Annotated in this window: 14 protein-coding genes and 1 pseudogene; 12 read left to right on the top strand and 3 right to left on the bottom strand. The window is 72.1% G+C overall.

From position 1 onward, the window contains the following. Positions 1-88 precede the first annotated feature (88 nt). Positions 89-1447, bottom strand: coding sequence for an ROK family protein (locus tag ACFUJY_RS21380; RefSeq protein ID WP_383301866.1), 1359 nt, complete (start codon positions 1445-1447; stop codon positions 89-91). Between the two features lie 144 nt (positions 1448-1591). Between ACFUJY_RS21380 and ACFUJY_RS21375 the strand changes: the two are divergent. The 5 genes and pseudogenes from ACFUJY_RS21375 to ACFUJY_RS21355 all read left to right on the top strand — a co-directional run bounded on the left by ACFUJY_RS21375 (position 1592) and on the right by ACFUJY_RS21355 (position 7761). Continuing rightward, positions 1592-2901, top strand: a pseudogene (locus ACFUJY_RS21375) (ABC transporter substrate-binding protein). 10 nt (positions 2902-2911) lie between these two features. After that, positions 2912-3922, top strand: a complete 1011-nt coding sequence (locus ACFUJY_RS21370) for a carbohydrate ABC transporter permease (RefSeq protein WP_383301864.1) — start codon at positions 2912-2914, stop codon at positions 3920-3922. Continuing rightward, on the top strand, positions 3915-4823 hold the full coding sequence (locus tag ACFUJY_RS21365; RefSeq protein WP_383301863.1) for a carbohydrate ABC transporter permease: 909 nt from the start codon (positions 3915-3917) through the stop codon (positions 4821-4823). Before ACFUJY_RS21370 ends, ACFUJY_RS21365 begins: the two co-directional genes overlap by 8 nt. Before the next feature lie 20 nt (positions 4824-4843). After that, positions 4844-6202, top strand: a complete 1359-nt coding sequence (locus ACFUJY_RS21360) for a GH1 family beta-glucosidase (protein ID WP_383301860.1) — start codon at positions 4844-4846, stop codon at positions 6200-6202. A gap of 227 nt (positions 6203-6429) precedes the next feature. Continuing rightward, entirely contained in the window at positions 6430-7761 is a 1332-nt protein-coding gene (locus ACFUJY_RS21355) for a DUF1254 domain-containing protein (protein WP_383301858.1), read from the top strand. Between the two features lie 372 nt (positions 7762-8133). On the opposite strand, the gene ACFUJY_RS21350 is transcribed toward ACFUJY_RS21355, so the two are convergent. Further along, positions 8134-8721, bottom strand: a complete 588-nt coding sequence (locus tag ACFUJY_RS21350) for a TetR/AcrR family transcriptional regulator (protein WP_383301855.1) — start codon at positions 8719-8721, stop codon at positions 8134-8136. 277 nt (positions 8722-8998) lie between these two features. Beyond that, positions 8999-10387 carry a cellulase family glycosylhydrolase gene (locus tag ACFUJY_RS21345; protein WP_383301852.1) on the bottom strand — a complete coding sequence of 463 codons (1389 nt, stop codon included), beginning with the start codon at positions 10385-10387 and terminating at the stop codon, positions 8999-9001. A gap of 241 nt (positions 10388-10628) precedes the next feature. Here ACFUJY_RS21345 and ACFUJY_RS21340 point away from each other — a divergent pair, with 241 nt between their 5' ends. The 7 genes from ACFUJY_RS21340 (at position 10629) to ACFUJY_RS21310 (ending at position 18097) form a co-directional block, all read left to right on the top strand. After that, entirely contained in the window at positions 10629-11651 is a 1023-nt protein-coding gene (locus tag ACFUJY_RS21340) for a LacI family DNA-binding transcriptional regulator (protein WP_383301849.1), read from the top strand. Positions 11652-11933: 282 nt separating this feature from the next. Further along, a complete protein-coding gene (locus ACFUJY_RS21335; protein WP_383301846.1) occupies positions 11934-13049 on the top strand; it encodes a lytic polysaccharide monooxygenase in 1116 nt (371 codons plus the stop codon). 156 nt (positions 13050-13205) lie between these two features. Then, entirely contained in the window at positions 13206-13943 is a 738-nt protein-coding gene (locus ACFUJY_RS21330) for an MgtC/SapB family protein (protein WP_383301843.1), read from the top strand. A 42-nt stretch (positions 13944-13985) separates the two neighbouring features. Further along, positions 13986-15602: a PucR family transcriptional regulator gene (locus tag ACFUJY_RS21325; protein WP_383301839.1), complete on the top strand. Its 1617-nt coding sequence runs from the start codon at positions 13986-13988 to the stop codon at positions 15600-15602. Between the two features lie 120 nt (positions 15603-15722). Beyond that, complete coding sequence (locus tag ACFUJY_RS21320; protein WP_383301836.1) at positions 15723-17099, top strand: diaminopimelate decarboxylase; 1377 nt, start codon at positions 15723-15725, stop codon at positions 17097-17099. A 78-nt stretch (positions 17100-17177) separates the two neighbouring features. Next, complete coding sequence (locus tag ACFUJY_RS21315; protein ID WP_383301833.1) at positions 17178-17660, top strand: MarR family winged helix-turn-helix transcriptional regulator; 483 nt, start codon at positions 17178-17180, stop codon at positions 17658-17660. Next, positions 17657-18097: a hypothetical protein gene (locus tag ACFUJY_RS21310; protein ID WP_383301831.1), complete on the top strand. Its 441-nt coding sequence runs from the start codon at positions 17657-17659 to the stop codon at positions 18095-18097. The genes ACFUJY_RS21315 and ACFUJY_RS21310 overlap by 4 nt, the downstream gene beginning before the upstream one ends. Positions 18098-18471 lie beyond the last annotated feature (374 nt).

The following is an 18471-nucleotide window of genomic DNA, read 5'->3' as shown; positions in this document are numbered from 1 at the left end:
GGCGGCCCTGCCGAGATCCCGCTCACCCGGCCGCGCCCGGACCCGCCCTCGGAGCCCCGGCCCACCGGCGGCCCTGCCGAGATCCCGCTCACCCGGCCGTGCCCTGCCTCGTCCCGGGCCGTTCCCGGCTGCGCACGGCGTCCGCCGGGGTCCGGAGCGCCGGTGCCTCGGCTCCCGTCCGGGCCGGGGGCGAGGGCCGGCTGCCGCCGCGGGCCAGGAAGTCGGCCAGCGGCAGGGTCGCCGCGCCGACCGTGACCGCGTCCGGGCCGAGGCGGCCCATCTCGATGGTGGTCCGGGCCGCGGCGTGCTTCAACGCGTACTCCTGGGCGTACCGCCGGATGTCGGGCAGCAGATGCGGGCCGATGAGGAGGCCCGCCCAGCCGCCGAGCAGGATGCGCTCGGGCAGGAAGAGGTTGATCAGGTCGCCCAGCGCGGCGCCCAGGCACTCGGCGGTCTCGTCGAGCAGCGCCACCGCGACCGGGTCGGGTTCGGCCCCGGGTGGCGGGTAGGCGGCGGCGAGCAGCGCGGCGAGCGCGGTCTCGTCGTCGGCGTCGGCGGGCAGCGGGCCGCCCGCCTCGTGCCAGCGCTCGCGCATCGCCTCGGCGCCCGCGTACGCCTCCAGGCAGCCGATCGAGCCGCAGCGGCAGCGCCGGCCGCGCAGCTGCACGGTGCTGTGGCCCCACTCCAGGGCCTGGCTGCCGCGGTCCTCGTCCAGCAGGTCGCCGTGGTTGACGCAGGCGCCGACGCCGGAACCGATGAGGGCGATCGCGGAGGCGCCCGCGCCCCGCCCGCCGCCGAACCACATCTCGGCCTGGCCGAGCGTCTTGGCGCCGTTGTCGATGAAGAACGGGACCTCGGGCGGCACCCGCACCGCGTCCCTGAGCAGCCGTTCGAAGGGGACGGCGCTCCAGTCGATGGTCTGGCCGTGGACGACGGAGCCCACGTCGCCGACGACACCGTCCGGCGCGTGCCGCTCGATGATGCCGGGGACGCCGATCCCGATGCCGAGCAGCCGGTGCGGGTCGGCGCCGGCGTCCCGGAGCACGTCGGCGACGCCGCTGCGGACATGGCCGACGATGCGGTCCACGTCGTAGCCGTGCTGGGCGAGCAGCCGCTCGGTGCGGGCGAGTTCGGTCAGGGAGAGGTCGAAGAGCTCCACCCTGATCCGGGTCTCACCGATGTCGATGCCGATGAGGAGGCCGCCGCCGGGGGCGACGCGCAGCAGGGTGCGGGGCCGGCCGCCGTCGGAGTCCACGACACCGGCCTCCTCCAGCAGGTTCTCCGCGGAGAGCTCCGCGACGACGTTGCTGATGGAACCCGAACTCAGCCCGGTCGCCGGACCGAGCTCCTGGCGGCTCAGCGGGCCGTCGAAATACAACCGTTGCAATACCCGCGACCGGTTGCCGCGTCGCAGGTCACGCACGGTCCGTCTGTTGCGCTCAGCCATGTGGCTCCTTCCCTGGCGGAAACATACCGCGACCCCGGGACTTGACGCGACCTTCTCTCACCTCTTAAATCACGTCATAAATTAAGTCCTGAAGGTTGCTCGACTCCGAACACGGCCTTCCTCCCCGGAAAGGGGCCATCCCGTATGCGCACCATCAGAGCCGCGGCAGCCGTCACCCTCGCGATCTCCATAGCCGCTGGTGTCACCGGCTGCGGAGGCGGCACGTCCGCGGGCGGCAGCAACGATTCGCCGAAGACCCTCACGTACTGGGCCTCCAACCAGGGCGCCAGCATCGAGGCCGACAAGAAGATCCTGACTCCCGAGCTGAAGAAGTTCGAGAAGCAGACCGGCATCAAGGTCAAGCTGGAGGTCGTGCCGTGGGCCGACCTGCTCAACCGGATTCTCGCCGCCACCACGTCCGGCCAGGGCCCGGACGTCCTGAACATCGGCAACACCTGGTCGGCATCGCTCCAAGCGACCGGCGCGCTGCTCCCCTGGAACGAGGAGAACTTCGACGCGATCGGCGGCCGTGACCGGTTCGTGGACTCGGCCGTCGCCTCGGCCGGTGCGGAGGGCAAGGACCCCGCCGCGGTCCCGCTGTACTCACTCGCGTACGCCCTCTACTACAACAAGAAGAGCTTCGCCGAGGCCGGCATCGACAAGCCCCCGGCCACCTGGGACGAGCTGGTCGCGGACGGCAAGAAGCTCTCCAAGAACGGCAAGTGGGGACTGGGCGCCGAGGGCTCCAACCTCTCCAACAACATCCACCAGACGTTCGTCCTGGGCCGGCAGCACGGCGCCGACTTCTTCGACGCCGAGGGCAAGCCGACCTTCACCTCGGACGGCGCGGTCGCGGCCGTCAAGCAGTACATCGACTTCATGGCCAAGGACAAGATCATCGCCCCGGGCAACGCGGAGTACGCCCAGAACCAGTCCCTGACGGACTTCGCCAAGGGCAAGACCGCGATGGTGCTGTGGCAGGCCGCCGCCTCCACCTTCGCCTCGCAGGGCATGAAGCCCGAGGACTGGGGCGCGCGCCCGTCCCCGTCCCCTCCGGCACGCCCGGCGCGGGCAAGAACGTCAACTCCATGGTCGCCGGCATCAACATGGCGGTGTTCAAGAACACCAAGAACCTCGACGGCGCCAAGAAGTTCGTGAAGTTCATGACGAGCGACGCCGAGCAGAAGCTGCTGAACAAGACCTACGGGTCGATCCCGCCGGTCAAGGCCGCCCAGGCGGACGAGGCGTTCTCGGCGCCCGACCTCGCGATCCTGCGCGACACGCTGGCCAAGAGCGCCGCCCCGCTGCCGCAGGTCCCCAACGAGTCGCAGTTCGAGACCGCCGTCGGCACCGCGGTCAAGGAGCTGTGGGCCGACGCGGCGGCCGGCCACCCCGTGACCACCCAATCCGTCAAGGCGCGCCTGGAAAAGGCCCAGCAGACGATGCAGCAGTAAGGCTCCCTCCATGACCGCCACCGTGACCACCGACAGCCTGACGGAAAAGTCGGACCGGGTGACGAGCCGGGGCAGCGGGGGTGCGCGCAGGAGACTGCCGCGCATCCCCGACCGAATCCGCCAGGGCGGACTGCCTTATCTCCTGCTCCTGCCGGCCGTCCTGCTCGAACTCCTCGTCCACGTGGTCCCGATGATCATCGGGATCGTGATGAGCTTCCGCCAGTTCACGCAGTTCTACATCAACAACTGGGGCGGGGCGCCCTGGAGTGGCTTCGACAACTACAAGATCGCCGTCGACGTCAACGCCCCGATCGGCGAGGCACTGCTCCACTCGTTCTTCGTCACCTGTGTCTTCACGTTCTTCGCCGTCGGCCTGGCGTGGCTGTTCGGGGTCGCGGCGGCGATCATGCTGCAGGAGAACTTCCGCGGCAGGGGCTTCCTGCGGGCGATCTTCCTCGTCCCGTACGCCCTGCCGGTCTACGCGGCCGTGATCACCTGGGCCTTCATGTTCCAGCGCGACAACGGCCTGGTCAACCACGTGCTCCACGACCAGCTCGGCCTCACCGACCAGCCGTCGTTCTGGCTGATCGGCGACAACAGCATCTACGCGCTGATCATCGTCTCGGTCTGGAAGGGCTGGCCCTTCGCCTTCCTGATCGTCATGGCCGGGCTCCAGAACATCCCCCGCGAGCTGTACGAGGCCGCCTCGATCGACGGCGCCGGCATCTGGCAGCAGATCCGCAAGATCACGCTGCCCTCGCTGCGCCCGGTCAACCAGGTCCTGGTGCTCGTCCTCTTCCTGTGGACGTTCAACGACTTCAACACCCCGTACGTGCTGTTCGGGAAGGCCGCCCCTTCGAGTGCGGACCTGATCTCGATCCACATCTACCAGTCCTCCTTCGTCACCTGGAACTTCGGCACCGGCTCCGCGATGTCCGTGCTGCTGCTGCTGTTCCTGCTGGTCGTGACGGCCGTCTACCTGTTCATCACCTCACGCGGAAGGAAGGGTGCCGATGCCTAGCCAAGCCCAGCCGTCCGTGCTGCCGGCGAAGACGGGGGCGCGTCGGCGGCCCCGTTCCCCGATGGCCGCGCCGCAGTCCTTCCTGTGGGCCCGCCGGGCCGTCCTGACCTTCCTGGCCGCCTTCGCCCTGCTGCCCGTCTACGTGATGATCAGCAGCTCGCTCAAGCCGCTCCAGGACGTGTCGGGGAAGTTCCACTGGATTCCGTCGGGGCTGACCGTGCAGCCCTACTTCGACATCTGGGAGACCGTCCCGCTCGCCCGGTACTTCGTGAACTCGCTGATCGTGGCGGGCGCGGCGACGGTCCTCTCGGTGATCATCGCGGTGTTCTCGGCGTACGCGGTGAGCCGCTACACGTTCCGCGGCAAGCGCGTCTTCACCGTGACCGTGCTCTCCACCCAGATGTTCCCGGGCATCCTCTTCCTGCTGCCGCTGTTCCTGATCTTCGTGAACATCGGCAACAGCACGGGCGTCGCTCTGTACGGCTCGCGCGGCGGTCTGATCCTCACCTATCTGACGTTCTCGCTGCCGTTCTCCATCTGGATGCTCATCGGCTACTTCGACTCGATCCCCCGGGATCTGGACGAGGCCGCGCTCGTCGACGGCTGCGGGCCGATCCGCGCCCTGTTCAAGGTCGTGGTGCCTGCCGCGGTGCCGGGCATCGTGGCCGTCGCCGTGTACGCGTTCATGACGGCCTGGGGCGAGGTCCTCTTCGCCTCCGTCATGACCAACGACACCACCCGCACGCTGGCCGTCGGCCTCCAGGGCTACGCCACCCAGAACGACGTGTACTGGAACCAGGTCATGGCCGCCTCGCTCGTCGTCAGTGTGCCGATCGTCGCCGGCTTCCTGCTCCTCCAGCGCTACCTGGTGGCCGGCCTGACCGCGGGAGCCGTCAAGTGACCGCTCCGGAAAGGAAGTCCGTGAACGACCTCAGCGCCCTGCCGGCCGGCTTCACCTGGGGCGTCGCCACCGCCGCGTACCAGATCGAGGGAGCCGTGGCCGAGGACGGCCGCGCCCCCTCCATCTGGGACACCTTCTCGCACACCCCGGGCAAGGTGGCCGGCGGCGACACCGGTGACGTGGCCTGCGACCACTACCACCGGGTCCCGGAGGACATCGGCCTGATCAAGGAGGTGGGGGCGGACGCGTACCGCTTCTCGCTCGCCTGGCCGCGCATCGTGCCCGGCGGCGACGGACCGGTCAACGCGGCCGGCCTCGACTTCTACGACCGGCTGGTGGACGGGCTGTTGGAGGCCGGGATCACCCCGTTCGCCACGCTCTACCACTGGGACCTGCCGCAGGCCCTCCAGGACCGGGGCGGCTGGACCGTACGGGAGACCGCGGAGCACTTCGCCGCGTACGCCTCGGTCGTCGTGGAACGCCTCGGGGACCGCGTCAAGGACTGGGCGACCCTCAACGAGCCCCTGTGCTCGGCGTGGATCGGCCATCTGGAGGGGACGATGGCACCGGGTCTCACCGACCTGACCGCCGCCGTCCGGGCCTCCTACCACCTGCATCTGGGCCACGGCCTCGCGGTCCGGGCGATCCGCGGCATCTCCCCCGACGCCCGGGTCGGCATCGTCAACAACCTCAGCCCGGTGGAGGCGGCCACCGACCGCGAGGCGGACCGGGCGGCGGCGGTGCGCGGCGACGGGCACACCAACCGCTGGTGGCTCGACCCGATCCTCGGGCGCGGCTACCCGCAGGACATGGTCGACCTGTACGGCGTCGAACTCCCGGTGCGGGAGGGCGACATGGAGCTGATCTCCGCACCGCTGGACTGGCTGGGCGTGAACTACTACTTCCGCCAGGTCGTCACCGCCGACCCGTCCGGCCCGGTCCCGCACGCCAAGCAGGTCTACCTGCCCGGTTCCCGCCACACCCACATGGACTGGGAGGTGCACGCCCAGGGCCTGGAGCAGCTGCTGCTGCGCCTGACCGAGGAGTACGGCGTCGAGCGCCTCTACGTCACGGAGAACGGCTCGGCCTACCAGGACGTCGTACTCCCCGACGGGTCCGTGCACGACCCCGAGCGCACGCAGTACCTGGAGGAACACCTCGCCGCCTGCGCCCGCGCCGTCCGCAAGGGCGCACCGCTGGCCGGCTACTTCGCCTGGTCGCTCCTCGACAACTTCGAGTGGGCCTACGGCTACGACAAGCGGTTCGGCCTGGTGCACGTCGACTACGCGACCCAGCGCCGCACGGTCAAGACCAGCGGCCGCCGCTACGCGGAGCTGATCCGCGCATCGCGCGCCGGCCGCTCGGGCAGGGCCGCCTGACCGGAGGTCGGGCACCGGGACAGCCCCCGGCCGCGGCGGATCACCGCCGCCGCCGGGGGTTTCGCGCTGCCTCGGCTGGCCATCCCCGTGCGGGCGTGCGATCTTCCGGCCCGTCCCCGGCTTCCGTCCCGCGTCACCCGTTCGGCGGACCCGCCGCGCGGGAGCCGGACGGCGCTCGTAGCGTCGGGCCCGGGCGGGCTCCGCCGCGTAGCACCTGGGAGAAGCCGATGACGGATGAGTCGATGGAGAAGCGGGCCACGGAAGCCTGGCTCTACGGGTACCCGCTGGTGACCGCAGCCGTGACCAAGGCCGCCATGACGGCGGTCCCGGCACGGGACGACGGACGCCGGAAGGCCCCGGTCAACCAGTTCTGCTACATGCGCGCGACCCCGGACGCCTCCTTCACCGAGGTCGTCTCGCCGAACGCCGACACCCTGTACTCCAGTGCCTGGCTCGATCTGTCCGAGCAGCCCCTGGTGCTGACCCTGCCTGATTTCGGCGACCGGTTCTGGATGGTTCCGATCCTGGACGCCTGGTCCGATGTCTGCGCCGTCGTCGGCCGGCGCACGAACGGCAGTTCCGCTGGCCCGTTCCTGATCGCCGGACCTTCCTGGTCCCAACCGGCCCCGTCCGGTCTCACCCTGCTGAAGTCGCCCACGGCCGTGAACTGGATCATCGCCCGTTACGCCACCAGCGGACCGGAGGACTTCCCGGCCGTCAACCGCCTCCAGGACGCCACCCGGCTGATCCCGCTGTCGGAGTGGACGGGCGACCCCGACGACTACTCCCCGCCCGGCGACGTCCCCGTGCCCGCCGGCGTCGACACCACGACGTCGCCCGTCGACCAGGTCCACGCCCTCAGCGGCCGTGACTACTTCGGCCTGCTCAACCGGATGATGGTGGACAACCCGCCGGACCCGGCCGACGCACCGGTCCTGGGCCGCCTCGCCGAACTCGGCATCGGGCCCGGCGCGAGCACGGACGGCCTGTCCGCCGAGACGCTCGCCGCTCTGGACGCCGGCGCGCGGCGCGGCCCGGAGACCCTGCACGACCTGTTCGCCCGGGCGGAGTCCGCGAGCACCGGCGGCTGGGCCGTGCACCGGGGCCTGGGCGACTACGGCACCGACTACACCAAACGTGCGGTCATCACCCGGTTCGGCTACGGGGCCAACCTCGACGCGGACGCCCTCTATCCGCACGCCACGACCGACGCCGACGGCCGGCCCCTCGACGGCGCCCACACCTACGTACTGCACTTCGAAGCCGGGCAGACCCCGCCCGTGGAGGGCTTCTGGTCGCTCACGATGATGAACGAGCGCCAGTTCTTCGCGGACAACCCGCTGAACCGGTACGCGATCGGCGACCGCAGCGGCATGCGCGACAACCCCGACGGGTCGCTGGACATCTACGTCCAGCACGAGAACCCGGGGCCCGGCCGCGAGAGCAACTGGCTCCCCGCCCCCGCCGGCAGCTTCAACGTCTTCCTCCGCCTGTACTGGCCCCGACAGGCCGCCCTCACCGGCGACTGGACCCCGCCGGCGCTGCGACGCACCGGCTGACGGGGCCGTCCGCGTCAGGCACTCAGCTCATAGGCGCTCGCGGCCGTCAGCCAGAGACCGGTGAGCAGGGAGAGGTGTGCAAGGGGCCCAGAGTGATGGCGGTACCGATCACCACCAGGTCGAGGACCACCGGACCAGTCACTCCTGAGCATCCGGGCCGTGCGCGGCCCGTGGGCGGGGCCGGCCGGCGAGGGGAGGCGGCGGCGCTGCCGCTTCCCGACTGTGCGGGGGCGGCCGGGCCCGGTCAAGCGAGCCACGCCCACGAAGCCCCGCCGGGGACGCACGCCGTCCCGCCAGGACCGGTCTGACCATTCCCGTCGTCCGCCCGGAGAGCGGGCCGGGCGGCGTCGGGCGGGAATGGTCGGACAGGCCCTAGGTTCCGGTGTCCCCGGTCGCCGCGGACCAGTTCGACAGCAGGAAGTGCAGCGCCTCGACCGCGTGCTCCCAGGAGGTCTGCACCGGGCGCGCCGCCTCGAAGCCGCCCTCGGCCTCCAGGTCGGTGAAGCCGTGGAAGGTGCTGCGCAGCAGGCGTACCGCGTCGGTAAGGTCCGGATCGGTCAGGCCGTACGCGCGCAGCATCGCGGAGGTGGTGCGGATGGTGCGGTGGTACGCGGGTGCCTCGGCGACGATCGCGGGGTCGACGCGGTAGCGCGTGGCGGCGTACCGGCCGGGGCACTCCAGCGCGAAGGTGCGGTAGGCGTCGGCGAACGCGACCAGCGCGTCCTTCCCGGCCCGGCCGGCCACCGCCGCCTCGATGCGGTCGATGAACTCCTCGGCGGCCAGCAGTGCGACGCGGGTGCGCAGGTCGCCCAGGTTCCTGACATGGGAGTAGAGGCTCGCGTCCTTGACGCCGAAGCCCCGGGCCAGTGCGGAGATGGTGACCTTGTCGAAGCCGGCCGAGTCCGCCAGATCGGCCGCAGCCGCCACGACCCGGTCGGTCGTGAGCCCCGCGCGCACCATGTCCACCCCTGCCGACGTGTTTCCTAGACCCCTTAGCTTTACGCCTCGCCGAATATACACAGAAGCCCGCGGTGGTCACGGCGGGCCGTGACCACCGCGGGCCTCCGTACCCGCGCCGACAGCGGGGAGTGGGTCGACACGGTGGCCGGGGGCACTCGGAGAGCGCTCTCCGAGGTGCGCCCAGTGTCTCGCCGCCGTCGACGGGGTGTCTAGGACCGGCCGGTGGACACACGGATGCGGGGGCCCCGGCCGCGCCGGAGCCCCCGCATCGCACGGATCAGCTGGTGGGGAAGTTGTCCGGGGTGCTGATCCGGGACTTGAGCAGCGCACCCGACTCGGTCAGGACACCGCTGCTGCTGTAGTCGCCGCCGTCGCAGGTGCCGGGCTTGAAGGCGGCACTGCTCTCATTGGCGTCCGAGTAGGTCCAGTTCGCGTAGCTGATCTTCAGCTGGTCGAGCAGGTCCAGCCAGGCGGTGGTGCTCGACCGGTCCAGCGTGCCGCCACCGGTGGCGCTCACCGTGCCGAACTCCGTTACGAAGAGCGGGAGTTGCGAGGCGGCCCGGCTCACCGTCGCCCGGTAGTTGTCCTTGTGGCTGGCGGCGTAGAAGTGGAACGCGTACATGATGTTGGTGGCGTTGACGGGGCTGTTGACGACCTCGCTCTCGTTGGAGCCGTCCGAGACGCCGAGGGACGACCAGCCGCGGGTGCCGACGATGACGACCGCGTCCGGGTCGGCGGCCCGGATGACCGGGATGACCTGCTCGGCGTAGTTCTTGATGCCGGCCCAGCTCACGCCGTTGGGCTCGTTGGCGATCTCGTAGATGACGTTCTTCTTCGAGGCGTTACGGGCGGCGACGGACGCGAAGAAGGTCTTGGCGCGCTGCAGGTTGTAGTTCGGGTCGCCCGGCGTGAGGGTGTGGAAGTCGATCAGGGCGTACATGCCACGGGCCTCGGCCATGTCGACCAGGCTGTTGACCTTGCTGGTGAAGCCCGCCGGGTCGGTCTCGTAGCCGTCCTCCTGCACATACATGGCGGTGCGCAGCAGGTCCGCCTTCCAGTCGTTCGCCAGCGCGTCCAGCGACGCGTTGTTGTAGCACTGGCTGAACCACTGGAGGCCGTGCGTGCTCATGCCGCGCAGCTGGATGGGGCGGTTGTACTGGTTGCACAGGTGCACACCGCACACACGGAGCTGGCCGTTGGTCTCCACCGGGGTGCCGTCACCCGTGGTGGGCGGCGGGTCGTCGTCGTCGCCCCCGCCGCCGACGGCGCCCGTACAGGCGACGCCGTTGAGCGTGAAGTCCGTGGGCGCCGGGTTGGAGCCCGAGAAGGCGCCGACGAAGCCCAGGTCCGCCGTGGCGCCGGTGGCCAGGGTGCGGTTCCAGTCGACAGGGGCGGCGGTGACCGTGGAGCCGGACTGCGACCAGGTGGCGTTCCAGCCCTGGACCACCTTCTGGCCCGAGCCGGGCAGCGTCAACTTGAGCTGCCAGCCGCTGACGGAGTCACCCAGGTTGGTGACCTTCACCCCGCCCTGGAAGCCGCCCTCCCACTGGCTGGCGACCGTGTAGTCCACCTTGCATCCGGTGGCGGCCGCCGCCGGGGGACCGGCCAGGACCGCCAGGCCCGTGGCCGTGGCACCGGCCGCCAGTAGAGCCAAGAAGCGTTTCACAGCATTTCTCCTCGTTCGAAGGGGAACAACTGAGGAACAACTGGATGGGAGCGCTCCCAGAACCCATCGGCCCGAGACCGTACACGCCCTGGGGCCCCACGCATAGCCATCTGACGCTGTCATGCACAAATAAACTTGGGAGCGCTCCCAGATAGGTGACCCGATCGCGCCGTCAATTGATCCGACTCCTTCGGCCGCCTGCCCTCCGGGCCGTAGGATCGGTGGTTCTTGGGGGTGGTCCATGCTGAACAGGGATTCCGGCACGCCGACGCTGGAAGAGGTGGCGGCGCTCGCCGGGGTGGGCCGGGGCACGGTCTCCCGAGTGATCAACAACGCGGCCGGCGTCCGGGAGTCCACCCGCCGCGCCGTGCAGCGCGCCATCGACGAACTCGGCTACGTGCCCAACCTGGCCGCGCGCTCCCTGGCCGGCCAGCGCGCGGGCGCCGTCGCCCTGGTGATGACGAAGACGGACTGGCGGCTGTTCGGGGAGCCGTTCTTCTCGGAGATCGTGCGCGCGGTCGGGGACGCGCTGGACGAGCGGGGCGTGCAACTGCTGCTCACCCTCGTCCGCACGGACACCGAACGGCAGCGACTCCTGGAGTACGTGCGCGGCGGCCGGGTCGACGGGGTGCTGCTGATGTCGGTGAGCGCCGAGGACCGGCTGCCCGACATGCTCGCGGACGCCGGAGTGCCGACGGTGCTGCTCGGCCGGCGCTCGGGCGACGAGCGGGTCACCTACGTGGACGCCGACAACGTTGGCGGCGCGCGGGACGCGGTCGGCCACCTGGTGCGCGGCGGGCGCGGGACCATCGCCGCGATCGCCGGTCCGCCCGAGATGTACGTCGCCCAGTGCCGGCTGCGCGGCTACCGGGAGGCCCTGCGCGAGGCGGGCTGCGCCGAGCCGCCGTCCCTGGTCGCCCAGGGCGACTTCACCGAGGCGAGCGGGCGGCGCGCGATGGCCCGCCTGCTCGAGCGGCACCCGGAGGTCGACGCGGTGTTCGCCGCGTCGGACAGCATGGCGGCCGGGGCGCTGGCCGCGCTGCACGCGGCGGGACGGCGGGTGCCCGAGGACGTGGCGGTGGTCGGCTTCGACGACTTCGAGCTCGCCGAGCAGACCGACCCGCCGCTGACGACGGTCCGCCAGCCGATGGAGGAGATCGGCCGGGCGATGGTGCGACTGCTGCTGGAGGAGATGAGCCGGCCGAAGGTCGCCTGGCACCACGTCATCCTGCGAACGCGACTGATGGTACGTCAGTCCGGTTGATCAGTACGGCAGTTGCCTGACCGCGCCGGACGCGTGCGCGCACCGCGACCCGAATCGACCGATGCCGTCCACGGGGTTGTCAGGGACACGACTCTGTCCTACAGTCCCCTACCAACGAATGCATGGGAGCGCTCCCATCCGTACGCACCCCCGCACCCCCTCCGCGGCCCGCCCATCCCCGCCTCCCCCACCCACGGGGCCCCGGAGGATCACCCCCGCACGCCCTCGTACGCCCGGCGCCACCTTCACGTACGACACACGGCCCCCGCAGAAGGAGACACCATGGCACGACGCAGAACACAACTCGCCTCCCTGGCGGCGGTGCTGGCGACACTGCTCGGCGGCATCGCCTTCACCCTGCTGGGCCAGGGCAGCGCGCAGGCCCACGGCGTCACCATGACGCCGGGCTCGCGCACCTACCTCTGCTGGCTGGACTCCAAGTCGAGCACCGGAGCCCTGGACCCGACCAACCCCGCGTGCAAGGCCGCCCTCGCGGAGAGCGGCGCGAGCTCCCTGTACAACTGGTTCGCCGTGCTCGACTCCAACGCGGGCGGGCGGGGCGAGGGTTACGTCCCGGACGGCACGCTGTGCAGCGCCGGCGACCGCTCCCCGTACAACTTCACCGGCTACAACGCGCCGCGCGACGACTGGCCCCGTACGCACCTCACCTCGGGTGCCACGATCGAGGTCGACCACAGCAACTGGGCCGCCCACCCCGGTTCCTTCCGGGTGTACATGTCCAAGCCGGGATACTCGCCCTCGACCGAACTTGGCTGGGACGACCTTGAGTTGATCCAGACCGTGACCAACCCGCCCCAGGTGGGCTCGCCGGGCACCGACGGCGGTCACTACTACTGGGACCTGACCCTGCCCTCGGGTCGCTCGGGTGACGCGGTGATGTTCATCCAGTGGGTGCGCTCGGACAGCCAGGAGAACTTCTTCTCCTGCTCCGACATCGTCTTCGACGGCGGAAACGGCGAGGTCACCGGCATCCGCGGCTCGGGCAGCACGCCCGACCCGGACCCCACCGACCCGGCCCCGGACCCGACGGACCCGACGCCGGACCCCACCGACCCGACCGACCCGCACGCCGGGTGCATGGCCGTCTACAACGTGACCAACTCCTGGAGCGGTGGCTTCCAGGGCTCCGTCGAGGTCATGAACCACAACACGACGGCGCTCGACGGCTGGGCCGTGCAGTGGAAGCCCGGCACCGGCACCAAGGTCAGCAGCGTGTGGAGCGGGGTGCTGAGCACCGCGTCCGACGGCACACTGACCGTACGGAACGCCGACTACAACCGGTCGATCCCGCCGGACGGCAGCGTCACCTTCGGCTTCACGGCGACCTCGACGGGCAATGACTTCCCCGTCGGCTCGATCGGCTGCGTCAACCCGTAGCCCCTGACGCGGACGGCGGCGGTTCCCGAGCGGGAGCCGCCGCCTTCTTGCCGCTCCTTGACCCGTGACCGCCCCGCCACGCACCCGCCGGCCCCGATTGGCCGGGTACGGTGGACTCTGTCCGATCATGTTCCGCCGGACGGGTACGGAGGCTGCGTGGCTCTCGACATCAACGAACCGTTCGGTCAGAACTGGACGCACGCGGCGCAGTTCGGCATCGCCTTCGTCCTGTCGTGCGCGATCGGCATCGAGCGCGAGATCCGCCAGAAGGCGGCCGGTCTGCGCACCTACACGATCGTCGGGCTCGGGGCCGCGCTCTTCACGCTGGTCAGCAAGTTCGGCTTCTCCGACGTCGTGGTGACCGGCCAGGTGGAGCTGGACCCGTCGCGGGTCGCGGCCCAGATCGTCTCCGGGCTCGGCTTCATCGGCGGCGGTGTCATCTTCGTCCACCGGGGCTCGGTGCGGGGCCTGACGACGGCGGCCTCCATCTGGCTCACCGCCGCCGTGGGCTGCGCGGCCGGCGCCGGACTGCCCGTGCTCGCGGCGCTGGCCACGCTCGCGTACTTCCTGGTGTCGTACGGGGTACGCCCCCTCGCCCACCGGCTCCCCGCCCTGCGCAACGCGTCGATCGGCTACCGCGTCACCTACACCGAGGGCGTCGGAGCCCTGCGCGAGCTGGTCAACCACTGCACGGAGACCGGGTTCGCCGTCTCCGAGCTGACCACGCTCTCCGGCTCCGGCAGATACCGGCGGCGGCGCTCGCAGGACACCGAGGGGACCGTCGAGATCGCGCTGAGCGTCCAGGGGCGGGGCGACCCCGACGCGCTGACGGCGCGCCTTGCGGGCACGGCCGGGGTCCTGGCGTGCAGCCGGAGCGACCTCAACGACGAGTGAGGCCCGGCCCCGCGCGCCCGGGTACTCGTATGCTCGGCTGCCATGACGAGCCGTGCCGCCCTCCCGCCGGAGCCGTCCGTCGCCCTGCGCGAGCTCCTCGCCTTCGACGACGGGGGCAGCCTGCGGCTGCTGCTCGCGCCCTCGGGCCGTGACGTCGGGGTGCGCGGGGTGGCCGTGGGCGACGAGGGCCCGGCCCGTTCGCTGGACGGCTGCCTGGTCCTGCTGACCGGTGCGCCCGCCTCGTCCCCCCAAGCCGCGGCCCCGGTCCGGGACGCGGCGCGGCGCGGCGCGTCCGGCGTGGTGCTGCGCGCCGTGGAGGGGGTGGCCGCCGCGCCGCAGGTGCTGGCCGCCGCCGAGGAGGCGGGGGTCGCCCTGCTCACCCGCGCCGAGTGGGCCGACTGGACGGACGCCGCCGCGCTGCTGCGTTCCGCGCTGGCCTGCGCCCGGGCGGGCGCCGACGACGGGGCGGCGGGGCGCATGACGGCCGGGGGCCCGGAGAGCCTGAGCGCGCTCGCGGCGGCCGTCGCCGAGTACACCGGCGGGTCGATCACCATCGAGGACACCCGGCTGCGGGTCCTGGCCCACTCCGCCACCGGCCCCGACGCCGACGCGCTGCGCCGGTCCACCATCCTGGGCGGCCGGGTACCGGAGTGGCGGGTCGCGGAGCTGCGGCGCAGCGGGATGCTCCGGACGCTGTGGACGTCCCGGGACGTGATCCACCGGGCGGCCGACGCCGAGGGGCCCGAGCGCCTGATCATCGCGGTCCGCAGCGGCCCGGAGGTCCTGGGCTCGATCTGGGTGGCCGGCGACGGCCGGCCGCTGCGCCCGGACGCACCGGACGCCCTGCGCCGGGCCGCCGAGGTCGCCGCTCCCCTGCTGGTGCGGCACCGGCTGCGGGAGAGCGGCGCCGCCCGCCGCAGCGAACTCGCCCTGCGCGGACTGCTGTACGGGGACGGGGACGCCCGTACGCACGCCTGGTCGCTCGGCCTCTCCCCCGACGCCGCCTGCGCGGTCGTGGTCGCCGTACCCCTCACCGCCACGCCCGGCCCCGGGGACCGCACGCTGGATGTGGCCGCGCTCCAGGCGGCGACGTACCGCCCGTCCGTGCGCGTGCTGCGTGACGGCGACCGGCTGCTGGTGCTGCTGCCCGTGGACACCGGGACGGACCGGGGCGCGGCGGCGCTGGCCCGGGAGCTGGCGGGCCAGGCGCAGGACGCCGGGGTGCTGGCGGGGGCCGGGCCGGTGGCCGGCGGGGCGGCCGGGGTGCGGGACTCGTGCGACGAGGCCCTGCTGGTCGTGCGGGTGCTGCGCGAACGGGCGGCGGCGGGGGACGCCCGGCGGTCGGCGGACGCGGCGGGCGTGGGGCCCTCGCTGGACGTCGCCAGGATGCTGGACGCCGTCCGGCCGGTCTGGGAGGCGGGGCGGGGGCCCGTGCACGAGCTGGTCCGGGCGGATCTGGCGGCCGGGGGCGAGCTGGTCCGCTCGCTGGCCGCCTATCTCGACGCGTCGGGGGACGTCGCGCGGGCGGCGGCGCGCCTGGTCGTCCACCCGAACACGCTGCGCTACCGGCTGCGGCGCGCGCGGGAGCGGTTCGGGGTGGATCTGGACGACCCCGACACCAGGCTTCTGGTCACGCTCGCGGTGCGGCTCAGCGGGTAGGTTGCCGTCTGTTCGTCCGGCTGCGGACCTGCTCGTGGCTTGGCCGGACCGACAACCAAGCGCAGCGTTCTTGGCCGCCCGGACAGAGACCTGGGGGCACCCATCGCCGATTCTGGCTCCATGAGCCTCTCTTCGCCTTCCTCCGCCCTGTCCCCCTCGCTTCCGGCGGGTTCCGCGCGGGTCGCGGCCGTGGTCCGCCACGCCGTGGCCGCCGGCCTGCTCGGTGAGGCGAGCCCGGTCGCCGGTTTCATCGACACGGACGGCGTCCGCGATTCGGTCGCCGCACTGCACGAGGCGTTCCCCGGGGTGCCCGCCGTGCTGCACACCTTCGCCGCGAAGGCGTCCTCACTGGTCCCCGTGTTGCGGCTGCTCGCCCGGTGCGGGATGGGCTGCGAGGTCGCGAGCCCGGGTGAGCTGCGGCTCGCGCTGGACGCCGGGTTCGCGCCGTCGAAGATCGTGCTGGACTCCCCCGCCAAGACCCGGGACGAGATCCGGCGCGCCCTGGCCGTGGGCGTGGCGATCAACGCCGACAACCTGGACGAGGTGGACCGGATCGCCTCGCTGCGCCCGGCGGACGCGGTGTCCGACATCGGCCTCCGGGTCAACCCGCAGGTCGGTGGCGGTTCGATCGGCGCGATGAGCACGGCCACGGCCACCTCGAAGTTCGGCGTGGCGCTGCGCGACCCCGGCGCGCGCGAACAGGTGGTGAAGGCGTTCGCCGCGCACCCGTGGCTGACCCGGCTGCACGCCCATGTCGGTTCGCAGGGCTGTTCGCTGGAGCTGATCGCGGCCGGGATCGCCGAGACGTACCGGCTGGCGGAGGAGATCAACGGGACGCTGGGCCGCCGTCAGGTCACCGGGCTGGACATCGGCGGCGGCCTCCCGGTCAACTTCGCCGACGACGAGGTGCGGCCCACCTTCGCGGCGTACGCGGCGGCGCTGCGGGCGGCCGTGCCCGGGCTCTTCGAGGGGCGGTACGAGCTGGTCACCGAGTTCGGGCGGTCCCTGCTCGCGAAGAACGGCTTCATCGGCGCGCTGGTCGAGTACACGAAGGACGCCGGTGGCCGCCGTATCGCGCTGACCCACGCGGGGGCGCAGACCGCCACCCGTACGGTCTTCATGCCGGAGGCCTGGCCCCTGCGGGTCGGCGCCTTCGACACCGAAGGACGGCCGAAGGACGGGCCCCTGGTGGTTCAGGACATCGCGGGGCCGTGCTGCTTCGCCGGGGACGTCGTCGCGCACGCCCGGGAACTGCCCGAGCTGCGGGCGGGCGACTACGTGGTGCTGTACGACACGGGCGCGTACTACTTCTCCACCCCGTGGTCGTACAACAGCCTGCCGCGTCCGGCGGTGTACGGATTCGAGCTCGCCGGTACGAGCGGCCGCGAGGAGCCCGTGGTGCGCTTCGCGCCGGTGCGCGACGCCCAGTCGCTGGACTCGGTCTCCGCCGAGAGCGGCCTCGCGCACGCCGACGCGCTGCTGGATCTGCGGGACTGAGCCGAGGGCCACCGGGCCACGCCCTGAGCTCGCGGAATTTAGTAGCCATGGACATAGTATCCATGTACAGTATCTGTCATGAGCAACGCGATCGAGGGCGCGACCCCGGGTTTCCTGGTCTGGCGCCTGTCCATGAAGTGGCGGGTGGCCATCGACCGGGCGCTGACACCGCTGGGCCTCACGCACGCGCAGTATTCGCTGGTCGCCTCCCTCCAGGGCATGGAGCACGCGGGGCTGCGGCCGAGTCAGCGCGCGCTGGCGGACCACACCGGGCTCGAAGCGCTCTACGTCTCGAAACTGGCCCGCGCCCTGGAGGCGGCGAGCCTGGTCGAACGGACCACCGATCCCTCGGACAGCAGGGCCGTCCGGCTCGCACTGACCGAGGAGGGACGCGCGACGACCGGCCGCGCGGTCACGGTGGTGCGGGAGCTCGTCGACGGGCTGCTCGCACCTCTCGGCGGTCTCGGCGGCGAGGGCACCGAGGCGTTCACCGACGCCCTGACGGCGCTGCTCGACGTGCCGGTCCCCCCAGTCACCCCTTCCCGCGAGGAGACATCATGACCACCGCACCCGCTGTCAACGGCCAGGTCATCGGCATGGCCCACTACGCCACCCGCGCCGTCGCCGAACGGCTGCTGACGCAGGGCACCACCTTCCACCAGTCCCTGGCGCTCAACGCGGCCGACGCCAAGGGCGGGATCATCGAGCGCGACCGGCTGGTCGAGCGCCTGACCGGCGCGGCCAAGCTGGACGTGGCCGCGGTGGACCGGACCATCGCCGAGCTGACGGCCGCCGGGCTCCTGGAGGAGCGGCACGGCGACCGGCCCCTGCTGGCGCTGACCGACGCCGGTGAGGCGCTGGTACGCACCCACAGGGCCGCCCTCACCGAGGTCACGGCCGAGCTCTACGGCGACCTGCCGGCCGAGGACCTGGCCACGACGGGCCGGGTACTGGCCGAGGTCACCGCCCGGGCCGACGCGATGCTGGCCGCCGGCTGACCGCGGACCGCGCCCGCCGGTCCCCAGGTCCCTCGGTCCGCCGGCTCAGACCGGTGACGGCTCGGGCTCGGGCGGCGGCACCGGGTCCGGGTTCGGCGAGGGCGGCTGCGGGATCGGGTCGGGCGCGGGCCCCGGCGGTGTGGGCGCGGGCGGAGCGGGCGGCGTCGGTGCCGGCGGTGTGGGCACGGGCGGGGTCGGCGCCGGTGGCGTCGGCTCCGGCAGCGGACCCGGGGTCGGCGCCGGAGGGACGGGGTCGGGGAACGGATGAGTCATCTCGGGCCTCCGAACGGTCGGGGGTGGACCTCTTCCACCGTCTCCCGGAGCGGCTGCCCGCGCCCGGCGAGCCCATACGTACGGACGCGGAACACTGCTGC

The organism is Streptomyces sp. NPDC057249 (genome assembly GCF_042669245.1).
Lineage (GTDB): Bacteria > Actinomycetota > Actinomycetes > Streptomycetales > Streptomycetaceae > Streptomyces.
This window is presented reverse-complemented; position numbering and strand designations above follow the sequence as displayed.